This is a genomic window from Nostoc sp. PCC 7107 (assembly GCF_000316625.1).
Classification (GTDB): Bacteria; Cyanobacteriota; Cyanobacteriia; order Cyanobacteriales; family Nostocaceae; genus Nostoc_B.
On record NC_019676.1, the window covers coordinates 2269475 to 2287323 of the forward strand.

The window sequence follows — 17849 nt, forward strand, 5'->3', positions numbered from 1 at the left end:
TTCTACTAATTATTCCATATCTACGAAAACCTGTGGCGAGAGCTTGTTTTTACTCCACTTTTCCGGCATAAGCGGTAAGTGCGGCGGGATTGTTCCCTAGGAATCTGCTGAATAAATCTATCCAGTGATGCAAAAATAGATAATTCTAGTCAAGAAGGGTGGACATTATTAATGCCTACCCTTCTTGAATTGTGCTGACTTTTGAATTCTGCTTCAAGCCAAAGCCGCAGCGGGTTGTGGCCAGCGTCCTACAGCTTTGCCAACTACAGATAACTCTTGCATTAAGCGGTCAAAACGCTCTGGTGTCAAAGATTGTGGCCCGTCGGAGAGGGCTTTTTTCGGGTTGGGATGCACCTCAATCATGAGAGAATCAGTACCAGATGCGATCGCCGCCATCGCCATTGCTGGGACAAATTCTGCCCAGCCAACACCATGACTCGGATCAATCATAATCGGCAGATGTGTCAATTTCCGCAATACTGGCACTACCGATAAATCTAGGGTGTTGCGGGTGTACTGGCGGTCAAAGGTGCGAATACCGCGCTCACACAAAATCACATTGGGATTTCCCGCCGCCAAAATATACTCAGCCGCCATTAACCACTCTTCAATGGTGGATGACATTCCGCGTTTCAACAGCACTGGCTTTGGTTGTGCGCCGACTTTTTTCAGCAGGGAGAAGTTCTGCATATTTCTCGCCCCTACTTGGACAACATCGGCAACTTCGGCAATTTTATCAAGTTCTGCCGCATCCATTACTTCTGTAATTACCCCCAACCCGCTGACTTCCCGCGCCTTGGCGAGTAAATCCAACGCACTCTCACCATGTCCTTGAAAAGCATAGGGCGAAGTCCGGGGTTTGTATGCACCACCGCGCAAAAATTTAGCACCTGCGGCTTTGACTCGCTGTGCTGTTTCCACAATCATTTCTTCATTTTCTACCGAGCAAGGGCCAGCCACAACCACTAAAGGATGTTGTTCACCAAATGTCACTGCACCATCAGGGGTATTCACCACCACTTCCGACGCTTCGCCATGACGGAATTGACGACTAGCTCGTTTATAAGGTTGCTCTACCCGTAATACTTGCTCAATCCACGGGCTAACTTCTTGAATTTGTAAGGGATCTAAATCAGCGGTGTCCCCTACTAAACCAATTACGACTTTGTGTTTACCAATAATTTTTTCTGGTGTTAGTCCCCAGCTAGTTAGTTCCTCGTCAATGCGGTTGATTTCCGCCTCTGGGGAACCAATCTTCATGACTACGATCATTTTAAATTACCTGATTAGTTGAGTGAAATATCAAACAAATAAGCCTAACTATGATTGTCGTACTTCTCAGTATTTAGTGTAATTTTTAATGATGAAACATTAACATTTATAAGTATAAAAAAATCAAGCGCTCAGTCATAGAGCTACAAAATATTGGGTTTAATTTTAGATAGTATGTTTTTTTAATTAGCAATGTTGAAGTTATATAACTTTAACTTCAACATTTACTGTAAAATTACCCAATATCGGAGTCATCTGAATACGTGAGCGCTAATTATCAGACGTTTTTTTGCTGAGTTTCGCGCCAAACTGCTACCATCCGACCCCAATTAGTAGTAAATTCGCTGAGTCCGATTAAACCTCCTGGTCGTTCTTCATCCCAAGAGGCAGAAAGAACGCCGTAAGTAATGCCTAATACACCTAAACCAAATAACCCCATATTGACCAGCAAAACGGCAATAGGAGCTAATTTAATTTGGGTTTGGGTAGCTAGTAGATAGCTAACTATTAATGTAGTAATCCCCAAAGCTGTGGGGAAACCACAAAAAAACGCTACCCGCCGAATCATCCGGTGGCTAACCACTTGGGGAATGGCCATCTCTTCTTTGGAAAATGGCGACTTCTGGCTGGCTGACGTTTCCAATGTATTAGACTTGATGGGAGTTTTCTGAACTTTTACAGGTTTTTGGCGTTTTTTGTTCGGTTCAAAAGGCAAACGACTGCGTTCAGGTTCTTCAGCAGACATAAGCGGTAGTCCCTATCCACGAATACCCAGACGAGCAATCAGAGCTTGATATTTTTCCCGACTTTCTTGTTGGAGATAAGCAAGCAGGCGCTTACGATGACCAATTAGCTTTAATAAGCCCCGGCGGGAAGAATGGTCTTTTTTATTAGCTTGGAGGTGTTCGCTGAGGCGATTAATTCGCTCGGTCAGCATTGCAATTTGCACATCAGCGGAACCAGTATCGGTTTCGTGAACTTGGAAATTGGTAATTATTTCTTGTTTGCGCTGTTGCGTCAGAGCCATGATCGATTAATTTCTAATTTTTCTAAATATATGCAGCAGTCTCCCATGATATCACAGCCATTCAGCTGTATGTCGAAGGGTGAGTATTTTCTCCAAGCGATCGCTTTAAATCCACCAGACACATACACGAGCCATAGGCGAAATAATAGAATGCTGGCTCTTTTGGTAACTCTTGTTGCAGTTTCAAATCTAGCTTTGCAGGATTGTGAGATTGCACCCAATTGTAGCCTGAGTGTCCAATTTGGTTACTCATCTATCCCTAGAAGTATTAACTACAGGTAAAATTTTACCATCAAAAAATAAAGTATACAACTGTATTTCGATAGAGCAACCGTAGTTTATCGAAATTTTTCACAACGAAATAACTGCTTCAATTACCATCTACAACTCAGATAAGGCAAAAATTAGTGATTGCGCCCCCACCGACACCAACGCCGGAAGTGCGATCGCATATCTGTTAACTCTTAAGTATTAAACTAAGACTTGTCCTTTATTTCTTCTCAGGACTGCTACTTCTTCCTTTGAGAAAACACCTGGTTTTCTAATTATGTACATCATTTGTCTTGTTCTGTTTCTGTACATTTCTTGATCTATCAACTCTTGAGCGCGTGCTTCAATTTTCTTTTGACGCTCTAATGGAAGTTCTTTGATTTTATCGCTTAAACTCTTGCCCATTATTTAATAATCCTCCTGTTCTAATTTTAGAAGATGGTTGTTGTATCGGGCATCAGCTTTTTTAATTAATTGTTTGTAAAATTGTTTCTGGCTAATCCCTGATTTATCACCTGCTACAAGTAAAATGGCTTGTCTTCTTGGGTCAAAAGCAAAAGCCACACGCCAAACACCGCCACCAGCATTAAAACGTAATTCTTTCATATTGTCGTGTTCAGAGCCATTGAGGGTGTCTGCATGAGGACGCTTAAGTTGAGAGCCAAATTCTTCCAATAACCTGGCTTTAGCAAGTAGTTCATCTTTTACATCTTCAGGTAACATATCGAATTCTGATTCAAAACCCTCATGAAATTCAACTTTCCACACTAGTCTATTTTTGATAATGAAATTTGTATTTTCATGACTATACTAAGGAAATAAAATAACGCACTTTTTGTTTTTCTCTGTTACAAGGAAGACTGATTTAGCTATGTTGTATATTCGGCGTTGATTTTCACATAGTCGTAACTTAAATCACAACCCCAGGCTTTACCTGTACCATAACCATTACCAACGCTGACGGCAATAATTACGGGATTGTCTAAGCGTTGAGTTTTGATGTTACTGCGAACATCGCCCGATAAATCATTACTATTATTAGTAGCCACTACATTTGCAACAGGATAATCGCTGGCTGCTTGTTTTAAATATGCGCTGGCAGCGGCGCGGTCAAATTGCAACGGTTGACCATTTTCTAATAGTAGGAAATCGCCTAATTTAATTTGCAAGTTATCCTGCTCAAAGGGTACACCTGCACGTCCCGCGGCGGCGGCGATGCGTCCCCAGTTGGGGTCACGCCCAAAGATTGCAGATTTAACTAAGGATGAACCTGCAATGGTTTTGGCAATTTGTCGTGCGGCGAGGTCATCATGAGTTCCTGTAACTTGCACTTCAACCAGACAGGTTGCACCTTCACCATCCCGCGCGATCGCTTTAGCTAAATGCTGGCATACTGCTGTTAACATCGCCTCTAATTTTTCGGCTTCTGCACCCATCTCGGTAATTGCTGGGGTACGAGATTGACCATTGGCTAAGGCAATTAAACTATCGTTGGTGCTAGTATCGCCATCTACGGTAATGGAATTAAAGCTTTTATCTGCGGCTCTACTCAACATTTGTTGCCAAAGATGGGGAGAAACGGCCGCATCACAGGTGACAAATGCCAGCATAGTTGCCATGTTGGGGTGAATCATCCCGGAACCTTTGGCAATACCACCAATGCGGACTGGGCGATCATTTATAGTTGTTTCTAAAGCAATGGATTTTGGTACTAAATCTGTAGTGATAATTGCGCCAGCAGCAGCATCAGAACCTGTTTCGGAAAGTGATGCTACTAATTTAGGAATCCCACTGCGTAAAGCATCCATCTTGATGCGTTTTCCAATTACCCCAGTGGAAGCCAGCAAAATCAATTCTGGGTCAATATTTAATTCTTTGGCTAATAACTCCGCACTTTCATTAGCATCACGTACACCTTGACTACCTGTAGCAGCGTTGGCTTGTCCGGCGTTGCAAAGAATAGCACGAGCGCTAGGTTTGGCTTGTAAAATTTGACGGCAATAATCTACACAGGCGGCTTTAACTTGAGAAGTGGTAAATACACCAGCTGCGATCGCTTCAACATCAGATACTATCAAAGCTAAATCTGGCAATCCCGACGGTTTTAATCCTGCGGTGATTCCTGCGGCTCGATATCCTTTAGGCGCAGTCACACCACCAGTAATTTCTTGCCAGTCTGCCATTTTTACGTTCCCCCACAAATATTAGCGGCTTGACTGGCGATTATACCAATAGTCAACAGTCAATAGTCAATTGTCATTTGCCTATTTTCTACGCCCTATTTTTATTGAAAAAGGAGAGCTACTTGAGCAGCTCTCCAGATCATCAGGGTGCATCTACTTAACACAGCATATCATTTTTGCCATGAGGAGTATCACCCATTATTTGTTTTTTTGTATAAATATTATTAAGATTTTATCCGTAGAATACTTAGACATAGAATTTTAGATGAAAATGGTAAATTTAGTTACTACCCTGTGTCACATCTAAAAATGCACATTGATGTTTATGGTTGTCTTGAATCATTTTTGATTGCTTTGATGGCTTGAATTACTTGCTTCAGAAAATAAACTGGCTAAGTTAATTGCTTTGCTTACCAAATAAAGATTTCAAATGTGATAGAAACATAACTTCCTAGTTAAAAAATAAGGAGAGAAGCTAGGGCAACTCTCCGAATCATTAGGTGCATCTACTAAGCAAATAATAGCCTTTTATTTGTGAGGGTTATTACTTAGCAAGCTGTGATTTTAGTAAATATACGGTAAAGAAATTACTGAATAGAAACTAGAGAAAATGTCTGATGGGTAAGAATTTACTGGCAATCAAACTAGGCATTCAGCTTTTTTTCCACCAGTTCATTAGTTAACTTCGGATCAGCACGTTTGCTGGTCTTTTTCAGCACTTGCCCGACAAAGAAGCCTTTGAGATTGGTGTTACCGTTACGGTATTTTTCTAGTTCTTTGGGGTTAGCGGCAATCACTTCATCGACAATTGGTTCTAGGATACTGGGGTCAGTGATGAGTTCTTGGCCGGCAAAAGCTTTTTCTGGAGTCACACCTTGGAGTAAATCTGGCAATTTTTCTTTAGCTTGGGCGTTGCTAATTTTCCCAGTTTCAATGCGGGTAATTATTTCAGCCAAGTTAGCAGGGGTTAAAGCAATATCATTAATATTGAGTTTTTGCTTGTTGAGATATGCGGCGATATCTTGAGTAATCCAGTTTGCAGCTGCTTTGGGATTTGCGCCAGATGCGATCGCTGCTTCAAAATATTCTGATACGATATGCTCTTCTGTCAAGACTCGCGCATCATAGGTTGAAAGTCCCAATTCAGTCTCATAACGATAACGCTTTTGGGCGGGGAGTTCTGGTAGTTCGCTGCGCCAGTTCTCTAATTGAGTATAGGTTACCTCAATGGGGGCTAAGTCTGGTTCGGGGAAGTAGCGGTAATCGCTAGAACCTTCCTTAACCCGCATACTAATTGTGCGTTGTGCGCCTTCTTCCCATAACCGGGTTTCTTGAATAATAGGTTCTCCGGCTTCAACAGCGGCGATTTGGCGTTCAATTTCGTATTCAATGGCTCGTTGAATGGCGTTGAAGGAGTTCATATTTTTAATTTCTACCTTCGTGCCAAATTTCTCTTGTCCGATGGGACGGACGGAGATGTTAACATCACAACGCAACGATCCTTCCTGCATATTTCCGTCACTCACACCGAGATAACGCATAATCCGGCGTAGTTCTTGGGCGTATTCCGCAGCTTCTTGTCCAGAACGAATATCAGGTTCCGAGACAATTTCTACTAGCGGTACACCTGCACGGTTGTAGTCTACTAAAGAATAGCTCGAACCAGACAGGCGAGTCTCGTTCCGAGAGGCTCCGCCAACGCTTCCCGCGTGTACCAACTTCCCTGCATCTTCTTCCATGTGCAAGCGAGTAATCCCAATCCGTTTGCGGACAGGATTACCATCAGCATCTACCAACTCAATTTCGATCCAACCATGTTCTGCGATCGGTAAATCATATTGAGAAATTTGGTAATTTTTCGGTAAATCAGGATAAAAATACTGTTTACGGTCAAATTTGCTATATTTGGCGATTTGGCAATTCAATGCTAAACCGGCTTTCACTGCATACTCTAGAACTTTTTCGTTGAGTACGGGTAAAACTCCAGGTAATCCCATACACACGGGGTCAATGTTAGTATTTGGATCAGCACCGAACGCCGTAGAGCTACTAGAGAAAATTTTTGTATTCGTACTTAGCTGACAATGGGTTTCTAGACCAATAATCGCTTCGTACTCAGTTTTGACTGGAGTAGCAGAAGTCATAAGATTAAAAGTTCGACCAATTTACACGTAGATTACTATTTTAGCCTCGCCTTGACGATTTCTTGCTCTGATGCGTAGATGGAAGGGCTTGTTGAGAGATATCGCTGCAAGTATGCAAGACGGTAGGAAAAATTGCTACTATAGAGCAAAAAGAATGTATCACCATGCCTAACGTCGAAAAAATTAGCGTAGCTCTGACTCCAGAAATGGCAGCTTTGGTTCGTAATGCTGTAGAGTCAGGGGAATATGCAACTAGCAGTGAGGTAATTCGTGAAGCACTGCGCGAGTGGAAGCAAAAACGCTTACTTCAGTTGCAAAATCTTGAAAAGCCAATAGCTGAATCAAAATTAGATTTAACAGCAGAAGAGAAATTAGCTAAATTAAATAAATTATTTGGAGCGTGGAAAAATCAACCAGACTTAACAGAAATATTTGCAGAAATTGACCAGCAACGCCATACTTATCAAGGTAGAAGCATAGACTCAATTGATAATCGGGATAACGACTAGTGTATCTGTTAGACACTAATATTTGCATTGCGCTGCTCAAAGCAGATACCCAAGCAGTAAAAAAATTTAATTTCTATTTTGGTCAATGTTATCTATCCACAATTATAGTTGCAGAACTTTATAAAGGTGTTTACTATTCTCAACAAGTAGCCAAGAATCTAGAAGATTTACAGCAGTTCATTGACCTATTACCAATAGAACCATTTGATATAAATGCAGCTTGTGAATTTGGCAAGATTCAAAGTGAGCTCAAAAAGATTGGTAAACTAACTGGCGAAGTCGATGCTTTAGTTGCTGCTGTTGCTCGTTCTCGTAATGATATTGTTGTAACTAATAACATCAAAGATTTTGTTAATATTCCCAACTTACAGTTAGAGAATTGGTTAAACAATTAGATATAAATTAATAATTATTTTATTTATCTCTATATTGTTCAGCATTTATTTTATTGCTCTTTTCACCTTTGTAGCAAAGAATAATGATAACAATATACAAATATAAACTATGACTCATCAAATATATACAACTGATATCTTAGTTGTAGGCGGGGGAACTGGGGGAACGGCGGCGGCGATTCAAGCAGCCAGAAGGGGTATTAAAACGCTTTTGGTGAGTGAGTTTGCTTGGCTGGGGGGAATGCTGACTGCTGCTGGAGTGTCTGCACCAGATGGGAATGAGTTAGTTGCTTGGCAAACTGGGTTATGGGGTGCGTTTTTACAAGAGTTACGACATCGCCAACCAGGAGGATTAGATAATAGTTGGGTGAGTTTTTTTAGTTACAATCCGGCTGTGGGGGCGGAGATTTTTGCAGATTGGGTGAAAGAGTTGGCAAATCTGCAATGGATTTCTGGACAGGTACCATTGGAAGTTTTACAACAGGGAAATTGTATTACTGGTGTACGGTTTGCTGATTTTACTGTGCAAGCCAAGGTGATTCTTGATGGTACAGAGTTAGGCGATTTATTGGCGTTGGCGGAAATTCCTTGCCGTTGGGGTTGGGAGTTACAAAGTGAATGGGGAGAACCCAGCGCCCCAGTTAGTTGTAATGCGCTGACAGAGAAATATCCAGTACAGTCCCCAACTTGGGTAGTAATTATGCAAGATTTTGGTGATGCCGTTGCACCAGAAATTCCGGCTGCGCCTAATTATAATCCAGGGTTATTTGATGGTGCTTGGGAAAATTATGGTGCGGAGAAGTTTTTGAATTATGGACGCTTGCCAGGCGATCGCTTTATGATTAACTGGCCCATCAAAGGGAATGACTACGGTGAAGGTGTCGGGCGTTTGGTAGAGTCAGAAGCATCTAAAGCTGAGTTTATCCAAGAATGTCGCTGGCAAAGTCAAAATTTCGCTCATTTTATCCAAAATCAGCTAGGTCGCCGCTATGGTTTGGCAGAGAAAATTTTCCCTTGGGCTGAGACAGCTTTTGCCTTACATCCCTATTACCGTGAAAGTCTCCGTTTAGTAGGACTCACAACAATTCTGGAACAAGATATTTTACCTGTGCCTGGAGGTAAAGTTGCATCTCTGTTTCCAGATGCAGTGGCTATTGGTAACTACGCCAACGACCATCATTATCCAGGCTTTGATTTACCGCTGCAACCTAAATCTATTCGCTGGGGGGGACGCTGGACGGGAACGCCGTTTACTATTCCTTATCATTGTTTAGTTCCGGCAACTACAGACGGTTTATTAGTGTGTGAAAAAAATATTTCTGTGTCTCACATAGCTAATGGTGCAACAAGATTACAACCTGTAGTGATGGGTATCGGTCAAGCGGCTGGGATGGCTGCTGCTATGTGCGTGGAGTTGGGTGTACAACCGCGAGATTTACCAGTTAGGGTTTTACAAGAAGCATTATTACAAGATAAACAAGCACCTGCGGCGATCGCACCTTTATTTAATCTAGATTTTTCCCCTCATCATCCACAATGGTTGTCCACGCAACTCTATTATTTAGATAATCCTCAAAATTATCCTGTAAGCGGTAATTGCCCTCGGATATCTTCAGTTGATAAAGTAGTAATACCAGATGGTGAATGTTTTACAGGCATTTTCCAACGTATAGATCAGCAAAATTACAAACTTTTAATTACTGAACCAACTGCTGAACAAGGAAAAACTTGGCAACTAGTAACTTTGCGATCGCACATAGATGAACAGCTACAAATTGCTGTACATGAACAATTGATTACTGTGTGGGGAAGGCCAAATCACTCTGGTAATTGGTTATTAGTTGATAAATTAGAAGGGTAAGAACTGAAGCAGAACTGAGCCAATACCACTTACAAAGTCGAAGAAACTTGCTTTGCCTGTAGTAACATTTTCTTTGTACGGTGTTTGCAATTCTTTTATAAAAGCCTGGGCTGTTTGGGTTCCAGTGCCGTTTTGTTGGGTAGTAAATAGCTTGTCAGCTATTTGGGCATCTGCAAAAGCACCTTGACGGTCAAATAATTGGTATTTAGCAATACCACGAGCTAAGTAAGCGCCTGCGTATTCTGGTTTAGCGGCGATAGCTTGATTAAAGTAACTAATTGCTTGTTGATGATTGCCTTTCTGCCCTTCTGCTATTCCCCAAGCATAAAACTCTTCTGGTGTAGCGACTTGTAATGGGATACCAATAGCACCTTGAAAGTTAACTCCTTGTAGGTAAGCCTTGGTAAATTCTGCATTACCTAAATAAGTGTTTCTTAAATCTGCACCGGCAAGATTCGCCCCGTTAAATTTCGCCTCTGTTAAGTTAGCGCCAAATAATCCTGCACCACTTAAGTTTGCACCTCGTAAATCAGCACCCGTTAAATTAGCACGGCTGAGATTTGCACCTGTGAGATTTGCACCACTCAAATTCGCCCCAGATAAATCAGCTAAAACTAACCCTGCACCAGTCAAATCGCAGTTCTGACATTCTTTGGTGGCTAATAACTGTCTCAGATGTTCTGAATTAGCTGCTTGGGCAGTTGAGCTAACACCGATGGCGGCGACAAATATAATTGTGGCTAAAATTGGGCTTTTCATACTTGGGTGTGGCAATATTTGCTGCTCAAAACTCAAAATTAGGCTATAAATTTATACTTCAGCCTATGATATGAAGAGTTTGAGCAATTTGCCCTCAGTAGATGCCTAGATTAGTTAATGAATTTGCATAACAGCAAATTCTCCTGGCTGATAAAAATCAATTTTTTGACTTGTATTGCTGGGAGCAGACCAACCTATCTCTGCAATTAAACGTAAGACCAATGTTAAAATAGTTGCAAGTAAGAGTTTCTCTAGCATTATCCTCTCCCCCAATCCGCCACAAAATAATCAAAACTTATACTATCGGTAAGTATAATTTATAATTTACCCCAAAGGCTATGTCAGACTTACTTAAAACTCAATGATGTATATCTGGTTTTTGTGTGATGCTGATCACACAACAGGTAGAAAATAACTGGTGAAGCGATCGCTTTTCATCTCCGTATTAAACTAACTGGTAAAGCTGTCGTTAAGTCAAATGAAGCGTTAGATTGAACAAAGTATCGCTGCTATGACCAATCTCATCAGGACTTTGTTACGCAGAGGTTGCCTAATTTTATTAGCAATGTATTTAGTACTTCAGCAGATTAGGAAATGCTATAATTTATGTGAGTAATAAATTTAAGTATATCTAAATGTGATCCCTTGCTGTTAACCTTGAATTCCTTGAATTAAAATCCCTAAAATCTTATTTAATTCTTTAATATAGTAGTTATTTAAATCAACAAATAAATTTGTACCTTCTAGCTTCAAAAATTTCCAAATATCTCCCGTTGTAACTGCTCCATAAATGGTTTTAATATTATTGCCTTCTCGTTCATTAAATATCTGAGCCGCTAACATTGCTGCCATACATTGACCTAATCCATTTTTAATGTTTTCATTCTTGGCTTCAACAATAATAATTACAGGTGCATTAATTGTTAACTGTTCTTTAGAACGGCTGATGACAAAATCACAATAACCATTTAGACCTTTGTCATTATCAACATTAAAATCTGTGCCAGAAAATAAACTTACCTGGCAATCAGCACTACGTCTTACCTCTAATAAAATAGGGGTAATAATCATTTCTGAGCGAGCTTTTTCTGTATTAATAGCTAATGCCAACTCTGTTGTTTCCTCTAAAATATTTATTAACTTATCACTTATTTGTATAGGTAAAATATTAGAAAATAAATCATTTTGTTCATGAATATTAATCTGAAAATCTTTTTTAAATTTAGTTAAGCTAAAATCACTATAAGCCATGAGAATTACCTGATAATTTCGCTAAGATGTTGTGGTGATTTGAATGCGATCGCACATTATTCAGTAGCCTCAACTCTCATATAGAGTTCCATCTTTTTGCGTAAAAATTCGCTCACCATTTACACCTGCTTTGGCAATTAAATCATCGTCTGGATAGTAAGCTTCATCATCCGGTGTTCTATCCCCAATTTCTAAATAAATTACTATTGTCTCAGAGCGATTGACTAGTTGATGTCCGTTTTCTTCGCCAGCGGGAAAACCCGCCATCATTCCTGGTGTGAGAATTTGCTCTCCGGCGTTAGTAACCAAGGTTGCTTCACCTTCAATAATATAAATAAACTCATCTTGCCGAGTATGCCAATGTCTTAAAGCCGAACAACTTCCAGGTGCTAGGGTGACTAAATTTACCCCATAATTTTTTAATCCGGCGGCATTACCTAACGCTTTTTTAACTCTCCCCGCAACGAGATGTTGAAATTTCTCTGGGTAAATTGAAGTTGTGCGGCTGGGAATATTATCTGGACTAATAATCATGTATTTTATCCTTATATGATTGGTGATATCGATACATCAATTTAAGATTGCCAACTTCTGAGGTAAAGTCCCAACGCTGATAAAATGGCATCATTTCTGGCAAACAGTAAAGCGCAATTTGTTCGACTTGATGTAATTGGGGATGATGCACAATTGCATCCATTAACTTAGCACCAAGCCCCTTTTTTCTATAGTCTGGTTTAATTATGACATCGTAAATAATTGCTCGATACACAAAGTCTGTGAGAACGCGAGTAAACCCAATTAATTGTTCATTATTATCTATCAAGCCTAAAATAATATCTGAAGATTGTAGCATTTTAGCAACATCTTGATATGTACGCTGTTTGCTCCAGAATTCGTTTTTATATAACTCTACTAATTGATAAATTTGCTTTTCTGTGAGGGTGTCAATAAATTTGTAAGTCATTGGAAAACTATCTTTAATCAGGAAAGGGTTTACGTGCTATAAATGCCGCATTTCCTTTTGGTAAATAAAAACTACCATAATTGCGAGTTGTTTGTACACGAAAGCCGATTTTGCGTAAGTCTGTGGCTATTTGGGTGGCTCGGTATAATTGCATATAATGTATTTCTTCATCCCGTCTGTAGTATTCTCCGACTTGGCGAAAAGTGATGATGCGGCGGGTTAAAATGTTTTGCGATCGCAGTTCTTCTTTTTCAACTAATACCAGCCAATTTTTGCCTTCGGTAAAATTTTTAGTTTTATTTCCGACTGCAATTTGTCCTGCTTCCACAATATCGAAGATAAACACACCACCAGGGGTTAATGCTTGATATATGCGCTGGAATAGCTGAATCAGGTTTTGGCGGTTGTTGTCAGCATCAAATAAGTAACTCAAGCATTCACTAATGGAAGTGACCGCATGACATGGGGGAATGGCAATTTTAAAGACTGAACCAAGATAAAATTTTGCCTGGGGTACTCTTTTTTGAGCGATCGCAATCATCGACTCGGAAATATCAACGCCTAATACCTGATAATTAAACTTGACGAGTTCGTTTGCCCATAATCCACTTCCACAACCCAAGTCCACTACTAAACCTGAGTTAATTCTGTTTTTATTGAAAATTTCCAGAATACCTGGGGCTGATTTGAGCGCATAATCCCGAAAACCATCATCATGGATAAAGGCGAGGTCTTCTTTGTACCATTCACTCATATAGAGACCTGAGTTTCAGCAATTTATTTTATCGCAGGAGGCAGAAGGCAGAGAGCAGCGCGTTGCGGGGGTTCCCACACCACATACTTCAAGTCGGCAGAGCCGCCCAACGCAGTGGCTCCCCGTTGTAGCGACTGCGGAGAGGCAGGAGGCAGGAAGTAAAATATTACTACTCCTGTTATTCACGCTTTCAGGATATCCTCATCTATGCGACTACAGTTATATCTAAATTCTTGTTGAAATTAATGCCTTAATGGCATTGACCAATATTTGATTTTGTTCATCTGTACCAATGGTGATGCGGAGTTTATCTAGTAGTCCAGGGTGGGGAAAGTAGCGGATGAGAATTTGTTGTTCTTTGAGTTTTTGATAGAGATACTCGGCGTTTTGTTGGGGTGGCTGGACGAGTAAAAAGTTGGTGTGAGACTCCCAAACCAGAAAGCCTAATTGTTGAAATTCTCTGGTGAGTTGGGTGCGAGATGCTTTAATTTTGGCTACACAAGCATTTTTATAAGCTTGGTCGGTGATGGCGGCTGTGGCAACTGTACAGGCGATCGCATCAATGTTATAACTATCCTTGACCTTAAATAATCCCTGCAATAGTTTGGGTTGAGCAATACCAAAACCCAAGCGCAAACCCGCTAATGAATAACCTTTAGATAAGGTGCGAATAATTATCACATTCTCATATTCTTTGACCAAAGCTAAGGCATCGCCTTCGGCAAAATCTATATATGCTTCATCAATGACTAACACCCCAGATAAATGACTGGCGAGTTTTTCTAAATCTGGGCTAGGGACAACATGACCAGAAGGACTGTTAGGCGAAGCAATAAATGTTACAGCACCATCAGCAGCAATTAACTCTGCGACTGGTAATTTGTAGTCTTCCGTGTAAGGAATTTCGATAATATCTGCCGACTGCATTTCCGTCAGGGTACGATATAAAACATAAGTCGGTGTCGGATAAACAACTTTGCGTCCCGGTTCCGTACAGGCTCGCATGACGACATTTAAAATTTCATCACTGCCATTACCAACAATAATCCAATCACTGGGTACTCCTAAAACCTGACTAGCCGCGTGGCGAAACTGGTCGCCAAATGGTTCAGGGTAACGCCGCAACCACTCACCGTCAATTTTTTGTAGTGCGGCTAAAGCATTAGGTGAGGGAGGGTAAGGATTTTCGTTACTATTGAGTTTAATGACTTTAGTACCGCGTTTTGGCTGTTCACCAGGAACGTAACTAGCCATTGCATCAACATTGGCGCGGAAGAAATTGGTCATAGCGGCGAAGAAAGCGACAAGGAAGAAACGAGCAGACAAGTATTTTAGCTTGTGAATGAATGTCGGAGCTAGATTAATGAGGCTCTGATATTCATTAATGAGCCTTTTAGATTTGCCGTCAAGCACCAAGATGAATCAGATTTTTCCTGTTCTCCGTTCTTCGTTTTCTGTTCCCTCACCACAGAAATAATTTTAGGAATCAAATCAAATTCTTATAATTTCCGCAAGTTTTTGTTTTTTTTTGGGAATTCTAACTCTAGAAAAATCTCAAACTGCAAATAAACCAAGGTACTTTTATGAGCAAATGGAAGCAATATAAGTCACTACAATGGCAATTTCTTCTATTTGTAGTAGGTCGCAGTATTATTCTTTTCAGCAGCATTATATTATTTTCACCATCCAGTGTGGCAATAACTGGAGGAAATACTGCCCAGTTGAAACAGACAAAGCCAGCAGATACAACTACTGCTGCTGCTGATGAAGCTTATAAAAAAGCCAAGCAACTATATGAGCAAGGCACAGCAGCATCTTTGACACAGGCAATTAAACTTTTTGAACAAGCGCTTTCAGTGTATCTTAAAGTAGGCGATCGCCAATCACAAGCCTTTACTGTTGCTCACCTTGGCAAAATTTACTCAGATTTAGGACAACAGCCAAAAGCACTAGATTATTTAAATCAAGCCTTAGTCCTCCGGCGACAAATTGGAGATCAAAAAGGCGAAACTATCACCCTCAACAACATTGGTAATGTCTACTCAAATATCGGCGAACTACCAAAAGCACTAGAGTATTTTCAACAAGCTTTATTACTCAAACAAAAAATGGGAGATAAAGCCGGAGAAGCGATAACTATTAACAACATAGGTAATGTCTACTTAGATTTAGGTGAACAGCAAAAAGCCCTAGATTATTTTGAACAATCTCTTGCTCTCAGGCGACAGGTAGCAGACAAACCAGGTGAAGCTCGCACTCTTAACAACATTGGCAAAGTCTACTCCGATTTAGGAGAACAACAAAAAGCCTTAGAGTATTTCCAGCAATCCTTGCCTTTATATCAACAAACAAAAGACAAGTCATCAGAATCTAGTACCTTCAACAACATTGGTACGATTTACTTAATGACTGGAGAACAAGAAAAGGCGCTGAATTATTTTGAAAAATCCCTGGTTCTCAGGCGAGAGGTGGGAGACAAATTAGGCGAAGCTCGGACTATTAACAATATTGGCAGAGTTTACTTAGATTCAAAAGACAAACAAAAAGCCCTAAATTATTTCCAGCAATCCTTACCTTTATTTCAAGCTGTAGAAAATAAATTAGGGATAGCAGCTAACCTCAGCAACATTGGCTATATCTATTTAGGCTCAGGAGAACAGCAAAAAGCCCTAGATTATTTTCAGCAATCTCTGCCTTTATATAAACAGGTAGGAAATAGAGACGGAGAAGCTCTGGCTTTGTATAACATCGCCACCGTGCAACGCAATTTGGGAAATCTGAACGCAGCCCTAACTCAAATTAAAACAGTCATCAGCATTGTTGAAGACCAGCGTACCAAAATTCATTCTCAAGAACTGCGTACTTCTTATTTTGCGACAGTCCAAAACTATTATCAGTTCTACATTGATTTGCTTATGCAGTTGCACAAACAGCAACCATCCAGAGGATATGACGCTTTAGCACTGCAAACCAGTGAACGCGCTCGCGCCCGCAGTCTTTTAGAACTCCTGAGTGAAGCTAACGCTGATATTCGCCAAGGTGTAGAACCAAAGTTAATTTCTCAACAACAAAACTTGCAAAAACAACTTGATAATTTAGAAAAACGTCGCATCCAAATATTAAGTGATAATCCTACTGAAGCGCAAGTACAAACTTTAGAAACAGAAAGCGAAACACTTTTAGAACAATATCAACAAATTCAAGCCAAGATTCGCGCCACTAGTCCTAATTATGCTGCATTAACTCAACCACAACCCCTTTCACTAACAGAAATTCAGCAGCAAGTACTAGATGATGACACCCTACTTTTAGAATATTCATTGGGGGAAAAACGCAGTTATCTTTGGCTAGTTAGCAATAAAAACATTACTAGTTATGAACTTCCTAAACGCGCAGATATTGAAGCGGCTGTACAAAATTTCCGTCAAGCCATAACCAGCCCATATCTAAAACCTAGCTCATCTATTAATGCTCTATCTCAGTTAATACTTTCACCAGTAGCCGCGCAACTGAAAAATAAACGTTTAGTAATTGTCAGCGATGGTGCTTTACAGTATGTCCCATTTACGGCTCTGACTACACCTAATGTTAAAGAAACCAGCAACTATGAACCATTACTGCTGAACCACGAAATTATTACTTTACCCTCAGCGTCTACAGTAGCCATCCTCCGACGGGAACACAAACAACGTCAACCTGCTGCTAAAACCTTGGTTGTATTGGCAGATCCCATCTTTAGCCGAGATGATGAACGTCTCCAAGGTAAAAGCCAAACGTCTACCCTAGTTGCTTCCGAAAATAATTTAAACAGTCTGGCTTTAACCAGGGCGGCTAGAGACGCAGACATCAGTTTTGAGCGTTTAAGTTTTACACGCGAAGAAGCAGCACAAATATTAGCTCTGGTTCCCGCTAACAAAGCCAAACAAGCAGTTGATTTTACTGCTAGTCGTACCACCGCCACTAGTAACGAGTTGAGCCAATATAGCATTGTGCATTTTGCCACACATGGCATTATTAACAGCAAACATCCAGAACTATCAGGCATTGTATTGTCATTATTTGATCAGTCGGGAAAACCTCAAAATGGCTTTTTGCGTCTGCACGATGTTTTCAACCTCAAACTGCAAGCAGAATTAGTCGTACTCAGTGCTTGTCAAACCGGACTAGGTGAAGAAGTCAAAGGAGAAGGATTAGTAGGATTAACTAGAGGGTTTATGTATGCTGGGAGTCCACGCGTTGTAGTCAGTTTGTGGAGTGTAGATGACCAAGCAACATCAGAATTGATGAAAACATTCTACGAGAAAATGCTCAAAACAAAATTAAAACCTGCCGCTGCATTGCGAGCAGCACAAATAGAAATTTGGCGCACTCAAAAATATACCGCACCTTATTATTGGGCAGCTTTCACTTTACAAGGGGAGTGGAAGTAAGAGTAGCTCGTACGACAGATGGGGAGAGGT

General features: G+C 40.6%; 18 protein-coding genes and 1 pseudogene. 4 read left to right on the forward strand and 15 right to left on the reverse strand.

Going from position 1 to position 17849, the window contains the following annotated elements; genetic code table 11:
* Nucleotides 1-213: 213 nt before the first annotated feature.
* From aroF to gatB, 8 genes and pseudogenes are all read right to left on the reverse strand, one after another.
* A complete protein-coding gene (gene aroF, locus NOS7107_RS09755; RefSeq protein WP_015112804.1) occupies nucleotides 214-1272 on the reverse strand; it encodes a 3-deoxy-7-phosphoheptulonate synthase in 1059 nt (352 codons plus the stop codon).
* Between the two features lie 277 nt (nucleotides 1273-1549).
* Nucleotides 1550-2017, reverse strand: coding sequence for a PAM68 family protein (locus NOS7107_RS09760; RefSeq protein WP_015112805.1), 468 nt, complete (start codon nucleotides 2015-2017; stop codon nucleotides 1550-1552).
* A gap of 12 nt (nucleotides 2018-2029) precedes the next feature.
* Nucleotides 2030-2299 carry a 30S ribosomal protein S15 gene (rpsO, locus tag NOS7107_RS09765; RefSeq protein WP_015112806.1) on the reverse strand — a complete coding sequence of 90 codons (270 nt, stop codon included), beginning with the start codon at nucleotides 2297-2299 and terminating at the stop codon, nucleotides 2030-2032.
* A 76-nt stretch (nucleotides 2300-2375) separates the two neighbouring features.
* A pseudogene (locus tag NOS7107_RS27750) lies at nucleotides 2376-2552 on the reverse strand (gamma-glutamylcyclotransferase); the annotation flags it as partial.
* Between the two features lie 218 nt (nucleotides 2553-2770).
* A complete protein-coding gene (locus tag NOS7107_RS09770; protein ID WP_015112808.1) occupies nucleotides 2771-2974 on the reverse strand; it encodes a hypothetical protein in 204 nt (67 codons plus the stop codon).
* A 3-nt stretch (nucleotides 2975-2977) separates the two neighbouring features.
* Nucleotides 2978-3292, reverse strand: coding sequence for a type II toxin-antitoxin system RelE/ParE family toxin (locus tag NOS7107_RS09775; protein ID WP_044500695.1), 315 nt, complete (start codon nucleotides 3290-3292; stop codon nucleotides 2978-2980).
* Between the two features lie 146 nt (nucleotides 3293-3438).
* Nucleotides 3439-4752: a bifunctional ornithine acetyltransferase/N-acetylglutamate synthase gene (argJ, locus tag NOS7107_RS09780; RefSeq protein WP_015112810.1), complete on the reverse strand. Its 1314-nt coding sequence runs from the start codon at nucleotides 4750-4752 to the stop codon at nucleotides 3439-3441.
* Between the two features lie 644 nt (nucleotides 4753-5396).
* Nucleotides 5397-6896, reverse strand: coding sequence for an Asp-tRNA(Asn)/Glu-tRNA(Gln) amidotransferase subunit GatB (gene gatB / locus NOS7107_RS09785; protein WP_015112811.1), 1500 nt, complete (start codon nucleotides 6894-6896; stop codon nucleotides 5397-5399).
* Nucleotides 6897-7060: 164 nt separating this feature from the next.
* Between gatB and NOS7107_RS09795 the strand changes: the two genes are divergently transcribed.
* The 3 genes from NOS7107_RS09795 (at nucleotide 7061) to NOS7107_RS09805 (ending at nucleotide 9661) form a co-directional block, all read left to right on the forward strand.
* Nucleotides 7061-7405: a type II toxin-antitoxin system ParD family antitoxin gene (locus NOS7107_RS09795; protein ID WP_015112812.1), complete on the forward strand. Its 345-nt coding sequence runs from the start codon at nucleotides 7061-7063 to the stop codon at nucleotides 7403-7405.
* Nucleotides 7405-7800: a type II toxin-antitoxin system VapC family toxin gene (locus tag NOS7107_RS09800; protein WP_015112813.1), complete on the forward strand. Its 396-nt coding sequence runs from the start codon at nucleotides 7405-7407 to the stop codon at nucleotides 7798-7800. Before NOS7107_RS09795 ends, NOS7107_RS09800 begins: the two co-directional genes overlap by 1 nt.
* A gap of 109 nt (nucleotides 7801-7909) precedes the next feature.
* The gene (locus NOS7107_RS09805; protein WP_015112814.1) at nucleotides 7910-9661 is read left to right on the forward strand and encodes an FAD-dependent oxidoreductase; all 1752 of its coding nucleotides are present in this window, start codon (nucleotides 7910-7912) and stop codon (nucleotides 9659-9661) included.
* Here NOS7107_RS09805 and NOS7107_RS09810 read toward each other — a convergent pair.
* The 7 genes from NOS7107_RS09810 to hisC all read right to left on the reverse strand — a co-directional run bounded on the left by NOS7107_RS09810 (nucleotide 9650) and on the right by hisC (nucleotide 14676).
* Nucleotides 9650-10420, reverse strand: a complete 771-nt coding sequence (locus NOS7107_RS09810; protein ID WP_015112815.1) for a pentapeptide repeat-containing protein — start codon at nucleotides 10418-10420, stop codon at nucleotides 9650-9652. The genes NOS7107_RS09805 and NOS7107_RS09810 overlap by 12 nt on opposite strands.
* A 114-nt stretch (nucleotides 10421-10534) precedes the next feature.
* A complete protein-coding gene (locus NOS7107_RS28545; protein ID WP_015112816.1) occupies nucleotides 10535-10678 on the reverse strand; it encodes a hypothetical protein in 144 nt (47 codons plus the stop codon).
* 393 nt (nucleotides 10679-11071) lie between these two features.
* Nucleotides 11072-11671, reverse strand: coding sequence for a hypothetical protein (locus tag NOS7107_RS09815; RefSeq protein ID WP_015112817.1), 600 nt, complete (start codon nucleotides 11669-11671; stop codon nucleotides 11072-11074).
* A gap of 69 nt (nucleotides 11672-11740) precedes the next feature.
* Nucleotides 11741-12205 carry a cupin domain-containing protein gene (locus NOS7107_RS09820; protein WP_015112818.1) on the reverse strand — a complete coding sequence of 155 codons (465 nt, stop codon included), beginning with the start codon at nucleotides 12203-12205 and terminating at the stop codon, nucleotides 11741-11743.
* The gene (locus NOS7107_RS09825) at nucleotides 12195-12635 is read right to left on the reverse strand and encodes a GNAT family N-acetyltransferase (protein WP_015112819.1); all 441 of its coding nucleotides are present in this window, start codon (nucleotides 12633-12635) and stop codon (nucleotides 12195-12197) included. Before NOS7107_RS09825 ends, NOS7107_RS09820 begins: the two co-directional genes overlap by 11 nt.
* A 13-nt stretch (nucleotides 12636-12648) precedes the next feature.
* Nucleotides 12649-13389, reverse strand: a complete 741-nt coding sequence (locus tag NOS7107_RS09830) for a trans-aconitate 2-methyltransferase (RefSeq protein WP_015112820.1) — start codon at nucleotides 13387-13389, stop codon at nucleotides 12649-12651.
* Between the two features lie 225 nt (nucleotides 13390-13614).
* A complete protein-coding gene (gene hisC, locus NOS7107_RS09835; protein ID WP_015112821.1) occupies nucleotides 13615-14676 on the reverse strand; it encodes a histidinol-phosphate transaminase in 1062 nt (353 codons plus the stop codon).
* A gap of 404 nt (nucleotides 14677-15080) precedes the next feature.
* Between hisC and NOS7107_RS09840 the strand changes: the two genes are divergently transcribed.
* Nucleotides 15081-17819: a CHAT domain-containing protein gene (locus NOS7107_RS09840; protein ID WP_253274539.1), complete on the forward strand. Its 2739-nt coding sequence runs from the start codon at nucleotides 15081-15083 to the stop codon at nucleotides 17817-17819.
* The last annotated feature ends 30 nt before the right edge of the window (nucleotides 17820-17849 follow it).

Coding starts and splice junctions, on each gene's coding strand:
- argJ (WP_015112810.1), bottom strand. CDS start 4,752: ATGGCAGACTGGCAAGAAATTACTGGTGGTGTGACTGCGCCTAAAGGA.
- NOS7107_RS09820 (WP_015112818.1), bottom strand. CDS start 12,205: ATGATTATTAGTCCAGATAATATTCCCAGCCGCACAACTTCAATTTAC.
- NOS7107_RS28545 (WP_015112816.1), bottom strand. CDS start 10,678: ATGCTAGAGAAACTCTTACTTGCAACTATTTTAACATTGGTCTTACGT.
- NOS7107_RS09770 (WP_015112808.1), bottom strand. CDS start 2,974: ATGGGCAAGAGTTTAAGCGATAAAATCAAAGAACTTCCATTAGAGCGT.
- NOS7107_RS09815 (WP_015112817.1), bottom strand. CDS start 11,671: ATGGCTTATAGTGATTTTAGCTTAACTAAATTTAAAAAAGATTTTCAG.
- NOS7107_RS09830 (WP_015112820.1), bottom strand. CDS start 13,389: ATGAGTGAATGGTACAAAGAAGACCTCGCCTTTATCCATGATGATGGT.
- NOS7107_RS09775 (WP_044500695.1), bottom strand. CDS start 3,292: ATGTTACCTGAAGATGTAAAAGATGAACTACTTGCTAAAGCCAGGTTA.
- NOS7107_RS09795 (WP_015112812.1), top strand. CDS start 7,061: ATGCCTAACGTCGAAAAAATTAGCGTAGCTCTGACTCCAGAAATGGCA.
- NOS7107_RS09760 (WP_015112805.1), bottom strand. CDS start 2,017: ATGTCTGCTGAAGAACCTGAACGCAGTCGTTTGCCTTTTGAACCGAAC.
- rpsO (WP_015112806.1), bottom strand. CDS start 2,299: ATGGCTCTGACGCAACAGCGCAAACAAGAAATAATTACCAATTTCCAA.
- aroF (WP_015112804.1), bottom strand. CDS start 1,272: ATGATCGTAGTCATGAAGATTGGTTCCCCAGAGGCGGAAATCAACCGC.
- NOS7107_RS09810 (WP_015112815.1), bottom strand. CDS start 10,420: ATGAAAAGCCCAATTTTAGCCACAATTATATTTGTCGCCGCCATCGGT.
- gatB (WP_015112811.1), bottom strand. CDS start 6,896: ATGACTTCTGCTACTCCAGTCAAAACTGAGTACGAAGCGATTATTGGT.
- hisC (WP_015112821.1), bottom strand. CDS start 14,676: ATGACCAATTTCTTCCGCGCCAATGTTGATGCAATGGCTAGTTACGTT.
- NOS7107_RS09805 (WP_015112814.1), top strand. CDS start 7,910: ATGACTCATCAAATATATACAACTGATATCTTAGTTGTAGGCGGGGGA.
- NOS7107_RS09825 (WP_015112819.1), bottom strand. CDS start 12,635: ATGACTTACAAATTTATTGACACCCTCACAGAAAAGCAAATTTATCAA.